Genomic DNA, 7,283 nt, shown 5'->3' with positions numbered 1-7,283 from the left:
ATAACGGCCACCTGCAGCTCAACGCCCCGGTGCAGAACCGGCCGGACATGATGGGCCAGATGCCCATGATCGCCCCCGACAGGGCGGCGGAAATGCTGCGCCAGACCTCCTACACCCCCGAACAGCAGACCGAGATCCTCGCGGCGCTGCGGCGGCGCGAGGTCGTTCTGGCGGATATGCCGATGTATGACATGCTGGGCGGTGGCGCGGTGGTGAACGTGCAGTCGCTGGGGCTGGTGCAGACGGTGCATCTGGCCCGCAGCCCAAAAGCGTGATCCTGCCCATCCGCATCGCGGGGAATGTGAGTGTCACGGCAGCGGGGGATCCGGGGCCTGCCGGAATCCACGCGGGGGCGGTGTTCGTGCCGGGGCCGACGGCGCTGCCGGTCCTGACGCGCAATACGGAAATCGTGATCGCGGTGGTGGTGCAATGAAGCCGCTCTACCCACTCCTGATGGAACGGCTGGTGCCGCTCTTCATGGTCATTTTCCTGGTGCTGGGCAGCTTTCAGGCGGCGATGGCCCTGCATCTTTCGCTCGCCAGCGTGCGGCATTTCATGGAATGGTGTGCCCCGGCATATCCGGTCCTGGCCGCGGGCAGCGCCCTGCTGGCGCTGGCCGGGCTCTGGTTCGAGAGCCGGGCCGAAAAACTGGCCCGCAAGGGAATCCGACGCAGACGGGGATGGATGATGGACGTACTCGCCAGGCTGACCAATCGCAGCGCGCTGGAGGAAATGCTGGCGCGCGAACAGAAGGAAACCGTGATCGACGCGGAGGAACTGGCCGCCAGCCTGCGCGCGCGCGTGATCGGTCAGGACCAGGTGTGCGAGGACGTGGCCACCCAGCTGCGCCGCCGCATGGCGCTGCAGGTCCGGGGCAAGCCGGTGGGGATTTTCCTGCTGGCCGGGCCGCCGGGCACCGGCAAGACGTATCTGGCCAAGCAGCTTGCCCGCCAGCTTGACCGCCCGCTGCTCAACTTCGACATGACGCAGATGAGTTCGCCCCACGCCGCGACCCAGCTTTTCGGTTCGCCCAAGGGATATGTCGGCTCGGACACCTACGGCAAGCTGACCGGCGGGCTGAAGGAAAAGCCGGATGCGGTGGTGCTGCTGGACGAGATCGAAAAGGCGCATCCCGATGTCTTCAAGAAATTCCTGACCGCGTGGAACGATGGCCATGTGACCGAGGCCTCCACCGGGCAGCAGATCTCGACCGTGCGCAGCATTTTCATCCTGACCTCCAACATCGCCACCGATGCGCTGTCCGAGATCGCGGACCGGCTGGCGGATGAACCCGACAAGATGCGCGCCGAGTCGGTCGAGGCCCTGCGCCAGGCCGGGTTCGCGCCGGAAGTACTCAACCGTCTGGACCGTATTTTCGTGTTCCGCCCGCTGGAGGGACTCGACATCGCCCGCGTGGCGGCGCTCGAGATCGAGGCGATGATCGGCAGCTATGGCTGAAGGTGGAAACGGGCGGAATCGACGCGGCCCTGCTGTTCCAGGTCATGCAGCGTCAGGACCGCATGGGCCCCGCCGCCAGCGCGCGCGATCTGGCCCGCTCCATCGAGGACATGATCAGCGACTCGCTGATAACCGCCCGCCAGCAGGGCGCCAAGCTGGTGCGCGTGGTCACGGACGAGGATGGGGTGGTTGTCCAGATCGCGGATGACAGCGAAGCCCGCCGCGCCCGGGGCACGCCCTGACCCATGGCCGCGATCTTTTTTTCCGCCACGCATGCGGGGATCGGCCAGATGAACGGCATGGGCTGCTGAATGTCTGCTTTTTCGCGTTTATGGCGTCGCGCGCCGCTGTGGCGGTGGTGCCTGTATCTGGTCCTGCCTTCGGGCTTCTGACGGTCATCTTCCCGCCCGCCTACCTCAAGCGCCTGATCCCCGCGCTGGGGCATGTCGCCACGAACATCCACAACAGGCTGGGCATGACCGATACGCCCCCCGCCGAAACGGCGGCGGGCGAGGGAAACGGGGATGGCGGTGGCGAGGGGATCGTGACCATGATGCCCATAACCGACCGCCTGACGAAGTCGATCCCGTTTGCCGGGCGCATCCTGCCGCTGCCCGCGGGCACGTGGCATCCGGTCATGAACGTCGTCAACGGCCCGCACGGTGAGGTGCTGGAAAATATCCTCGTCCGGGTGGAAGGCCATGTCGTAACCGGCCTGATCGGGGCGGAAGGCAGCATCCAGCCCGTGCCGGAATCGGCCATCGCCGCCATTGATACAAGCTGCCATGATGACCGCAACTTCATGTCCCGCGTGATAACGGCCCACCCGCCCGCGATGGAATGCTGGTTCACGGCCGCGGTCTATCCCTCCTCCATCAACCGTACGGCGGTCATCGCCAACCGGCTGAAGGAGGAAGGCTTCATCCTCCCGCCCGTATTGCTGAAAACCGGATGGAGCTACAGCACCCCTGCCGGTGACCATAACGTCAATGTCGAGACGGTGACCATCTTCCTCAACCCGGTCAATAGCGACAGCACGCGATCCCTGCGCTCCCCGCAGGACTGGACCAAGGAAACGCTGGCCCAGCAGCCCGCCGCCAGTGATTTTGTAAAGCGCACCGATACCTGGATCGCCAACTGGGCGCAGGTCATGCATGACGGCTTCCATAGCGACATGCTGGCTACGAGCGAGGAAGAACACGCCCGCCTGGCGCGCGATCCCGCTGCCCCGCTGCCGGGACAGGCCAACCCGCTGGATTGATCGGTAAAAACCCATCGGGGTTTTCGGGTGCCATCTTTAAAAAAAGGCGAGGTCTTCCGAAGCTTAAAAAAAAGCTTCGCCTGAAGCCGTCTTTCAGCTCTGCCGCAGCACGTCCGAAATCTCGATCAGGAAATCCAGAACCGTGCGGGTCCGCAGGGGGAGCGTGCGCGGGCCGGTATGCACCGCGTAGAAAGGCAGTTCGGGAATCGTCCATTCCGTCAGCAGGCATTTCAGCCGTCCGGCCGCCAGATCCTCCTCGACCTGAAACGCGGGCAGCAGGCCGATCCCCAGCCCGGCCCGCACCGCCTGCAACACCGCCTCGCTACTATTGGCGCGAAAGGGGCCGCTGGCGGCAACCGTGGTCTCTCCCTCCCCCTTGCGGGTGAACTGCCAGTCCTGACGCGTTCCGCCATAGCTGTAGGCGATACAGGGGTGATTGAGCAGGTCACGCGGATGTTCGGGCGTGCCGCGCCGGGCCAGATAATCGGTCGAGGCGATCACGCAGCGATGCACGGAGCCAAGACGGCGGGCGATCAGGGACTTCGGCAATGGACCCGATGCGGATGGCGAGATCCAGCCCTTCCTCAACCAGATCGCCGAACCCGTCACGCATGACCAGTTCGACCGACAGGTCCGGATGCTCTTCCAGCAGTTTGCCCAGCCGACTGGTCAGGTACAGGCCGAACGCCGTCGTCACCCCCAGCCGCACCAGCCCGGAAACCGAAGCCCGGCGGCGGCCCAGCGCCGTTTCCGCCGTTTCAAGGATTTCCAGCACTTCATCGGCATGCGGCAGCAGGCTGCGCCCGTCTTCCGTCATCATCAGGCTGCGGGTGGTGCGGGCGAACAGGGTGGCCCCGTAATGGGCCTCAAGCAGGGCGATATGACGTGAAATGGTGGGCTGGCTGGCTCCAGTTTCCCGCGAGACGGCAGAGAATGACCCCGTCGCCGCTACACGGACAAAGCTGTGCAAAGCAGAAAGCAGATCCATGAGGCCCCATCACATCCGGACATGTTATTACATTACCGTGGCTTTAGACGGCATCGTATTTATACACAATACAGAGAAAAGGCACCACGGATATGTGTGTAACGCAACGGTACCTATGCTTTATGTGCATAGATGCTTTCCCATAAAAAAACGGCGGCCCGTATGATACGGACCGCCGTTCTGTCATGTCATTCCGGCCGGAGCCGGAACGGGCCGGATGATCAGGCCGCCTTCGTCATGCCGCGCAGCACGGTCTGGAGAATGCCGCCATTGCGGAAATACTCCACCTCGTCCAGCGTATCGACACGGCACAGCAGGGGCACATCCTGCTTGGAGCCATCGGCGCGGGTGATGGTCATGGTCATCGTCATGCGCGGCGTGATCTTGTCCAGACCGCGGATTTCGATGGTCTCATCCCCCTTCAGGCCCAGCGTCTTGCGCGTGGTGCCCGCCTCGAACAGCAGCGGCAGGACGCCCATGCCCACCAGGTTGGACCGGTGGATACGCTCGAAGCTTTCAGCGATCACGGCGCGCACACCCAGCAGCAGCGTGCCCTTGGCCGCCCAGTCGCGCGAGGAACCCATGCCGTATTCCTTGCCGCCAAAGACGACCAGCGGCACGCCCTCCTTCTTGTATTCCATCGCGACATCGTAGATCGAGCCTTCCTTCCCGTCCGGGAAGTGCTTGGACACGCCCCCTTCGGTGCCGGGCAGCATCTCGTTCTTGATGCGGATGTTGGCGAATGTGCCGCGCACCATCACGCGGTCATTGCCACGGCGCGAGCCGTAGGAGTTGAAGTCCTTCTTCGCCACGCCATGGGCTTCAAGGTACTTGCCCGCGGGCGAGCTTTCCTTGATCGCGCCGGCGGGCGAGATGTGGTCGGTCGTGATGTTGTCACCCAGCAGCGCCAGGATGCGCGCGCCAATAATGTCCTCGCGCGGCTTGGGCTCGGGGGTGATGTTCTGGAAGTACGGCGGATCCTGCACGTAGGTGGACTTGGAATCCCACGGATAGGTCTCGGAACCGGTGGCGACTTTCAGCGCCTGCCATTCCTTGGTGCCCTGGCTGACGTGCTTGTAGCGGTTGATGAACTCCTCACGCGTGATTGCGGAGCCGATCAGGGCGGCGATTTCGTGGTTGGTCGGCCAGATGTCCTTCAGGTAGACCGGCTTGCCATCCTTGGAGGTGCCCAGCGGCGTGGTCGTGATGTCCTCGCGCATGGTGCCCAGCAGGGAGTAGGCCACCACCAGCGGCGGGCTGGCCAGGTAGTTGGCGCGCACGTTGGGGAGATGCGCCCCTCGAAGTTACGGTTGCCCGACAGCACCGACACCGCGACCAGCTTGTTGTTCTCGATCGCATCGACGATGTGATCTTCCAGCGGGCCGGAGTTGCCGATACAGGTCGTGCAGCCATACCCGACGGTGTTGAAGCCCATCGCGTCCAGCTCGGCCTGCAGCCCGGCGCGGTTCAGGTAGTCGGTCACCACCTGCGATCCCGGCGCGAGCGAGGTCTTGACCCACGGCTTGGGCTTCAGGCCCAGGGCGCGCGCCTTTTTCGCCACCAGACCGGCCGCGATCAGCACGGCGGGGTTGGAGGTGTTGGTGCACGAGGTGATGGCCGCGATCACCACGTCACCATGGCCGATCTCGTAATTGGTGCCGGCAACCTTCGCCTTCTTGTCCTTGTCGGCCACGGGCACGCCCAGGTTTCCGGTCAGCTCGGTCTCGAACGCCTTGTCCGCGCCCTTCAGCACGACACGGTCCTGCGGGCGCTTGGGGCCGGCGATGGACGGCACGATGGTGGCGAGGTCGAGTTCCAGCGTATCGGTGAAGACCGGGTGCGCCGAATCGGCGTGCCGGAACATTTCCTGCGCCTTGAGGTATTCTTCCGTCAGCTTGATGCGGTGTTCGTCACGGCCGGTCTGGCGCAGGTAATCCAGCGTCAGGTTATCGACCGGGAAGAAGCCGCAGGTCGCACCATATTCCGGCGCCATGTTGGCGATGGTCGCGCGGTCGGCAACCGGCAGATGGTCAAGGGCGGGGCCGAAGAACTCGACAAACTTGCCGACAACGCCCTTCTTGCGCAGCATCTGGGTCACGGTCAGCACCAGATCGGTGGCGGTCGCACCTTCGGGCAGCTTGCCCGTCATCTTGAAGCCGATCACATCGGGGATCAGCATCGCGATCGGCTGGCCCAGCATCGCGGCTTCCGCCTCGATCCCGCCAACGCCCCAGCCCAGCACGCCCATGCCATTGACCATGGTGGTGTGGCTGTCCGTGCCGAACAGCGTATCGGGATAGGCATAGTCCTTGCCGCCCACATGCGCCGTCCATACCGCCTGGGCGATATATTCAAGGTTCACCTGGTGGCAGATGCCCGTGCCCGGCGGCACGACGGAGAAGTTCTCGAACGCTTCCTGGCCCCAGCGCAGGAAGGCGTAACGCTCGCCATTGCGCTCGAACTCGATGGTGACGTTGTCCTGCAGGGCGTCCGGCGTGCCGGCCACGTCCACCATGACCGAGTGGTCGATCACGAGGTTGACGGGAACCAGCGGGTTCACCTTCTGCGGGTCACCCTTGAGCTTGAGGATGCCATCGCGCATCGCGGCCAGATCCACAACGGCGGGAACGCCGGTGAAATCCTGCATGAGGATGCGCGCGGGCTTGAAGGGCACTTCCTTGGTGCTGCGCCCTTCCTTCAGCCATCCGGCGATGGCCTTGGCGTCCTCGACCGTATAGGAATGTCCATCCTCGAACCGCAGCACGTTCTCCAGCAGCACCTTCAGGCTGACTGGCAGGCGGGCCACGGAACCGATGGTCTTTTCCGCTTCCGGGATTGAGAAATAATGATAGGTCTTGCCGTCCACTTTCAGTGTACGGCCCGTTTTCAGTGAGTCGTGCCCAACCGTCTTCATTGGCTTTGTTTCCTCCGAGGCGTCAGCAACGGATCGTCCCCTGTGATCGTGTCCCCGCGACCTGTTTCCATGGTGCGGGGTTAACGACCTTGCCGGGGACAACCGGCTTGATCTCCCAACGGGGGTAGAACATACCCGGACGCGGTTGCGACACAAGCTGGAGCCGGTAACAAGAAAGCGGGAGCAGGCGTTTTTTTGCGTCCCGCCCCCCTGGCCCACCGATCGGAGGATTTCCGTCATTCCTGCCATTACCCCCCCCGGCCCCCCCATGCTGGAAGTGGAGAATATCTCGGTTTTCCGCGGTGAAAGGCTGGTTCTTGATCGGGTCGGCTTCACGCTGGAGGCGGGATGCGCCCTGCTTCTGACCGGACCGAACGGCGCGGGCAAGTCCACCTTGCTGCGCGTGCTCGCGGGTTTGCGCAAACCTGAAGGCGGCCATGTGCTGTGGTCGGGTGTGGACACGCTGGCCGACCGCAGCGAACATGCCAGCCGCGTGGCCTATCTGGGCCATCAGGACGCGCTGAAACCGGGCCTGACATTGCGTGAAAACCTGACGCTGGCGGCCAGATCGGGGGGCGGGGATCCCGATTCATGCATGAAATCACTCAATATTCTGGGGCTGGCGGATCTTCCGGCGCGCATGCTGTCCGCCGGGCAGAAAC

Annotated in this window: 3 protein-coding genes and 4 pseudogenes; 5 read left to right on the top strand and 2 right to left on the bottom strand. The window is 63.9% G+C overall.

Annotation, left to right across the window (positions count from 1 at the left end; genetic code table 11):
• The 4 genes and pseudogenes from JCM25156_RS30890 to JCM25156_RS22395 form a co-directional block, all read left to right on the top strand.
• Window positions 1-275 (top strand): annotated as a pseudogene (locus tag JCM25156_RS30890) (hypothetical protein); the annotation flags it as partial.
• A complete protein-coding gene (locus tag JCM25156_RS30885; protein WP_242402537.1) occupies window positions 272-433 on the top strand; it encodes a hypothetical protein in 162 nt (53 codons plus the stop codon). The pseudogene JCM25156_RS30890 and the gene JCM25156_RS30885, both read left to right, overlap by 4 nt.
• Window positions 430-1,700 (top strand): annotated as a pseudogene (locus JCM25156_RS22400) (AAA family ATPase). Before JCM25156_RS30885 ends, JCM25156_RS22400 begins: the two are co-directional and overlap by 4 nt.
• Window positions 1,701-1,816: 116 nt before the next feature.
• Window positions 1,817-2,719, top strand: coding sequence for a hypothetical protein (locus JCM25156_RS22395; protein ID WP_034958810.1), 903 nt, complete (start codon window positions 1,817-1,819; stop codon window positions 2,717-2,719).
• Window positions 2,720-2,812: 93 nt separating this feature from the next.
• On the opposite strand, the pseudogene JCM25156_RS22390 reads toward JCM25156_RS22395, so the two are convergent.
• Together JCM25156_RS22390 and acnA are read right to left on the bottom strand one after the other, a co-directional pair.
• A pseudogene (locus JCM25156_RS22390) lies at window positions 2,813-3,707 on the bottom strand (LysR family transcriptional regulator).
• 221 nt (window positions 3,708-3,928) lie between these two features.
• Window positions 3,929-6,621 (bottom strand): annotated as a pseudogene (acnA, locus tag JCM25156_RS22385) (aconitate hydratase AcnA).
• A 268-nt stretch (window positions 6,622-6,889) separates the two neighbouring features.
• Between acnA and JCM25156_RS07355 the strand changes: the two are divergent.
• On the top strand, window positions 6,890-7,283 hold a 394-nt coding region (locus JCM25156_RS07355; RefSeq protein WP_034958806.1), incomplete at its 3' end, for an ABC transporter ATP-binding protein.

This window comes from Komagataeibacter kakiaceti JCM 25156 (assembly GCF_000613305.1).
This window is presented reverse-complemented; position numbering and strand designations above follow the sequence as displayed.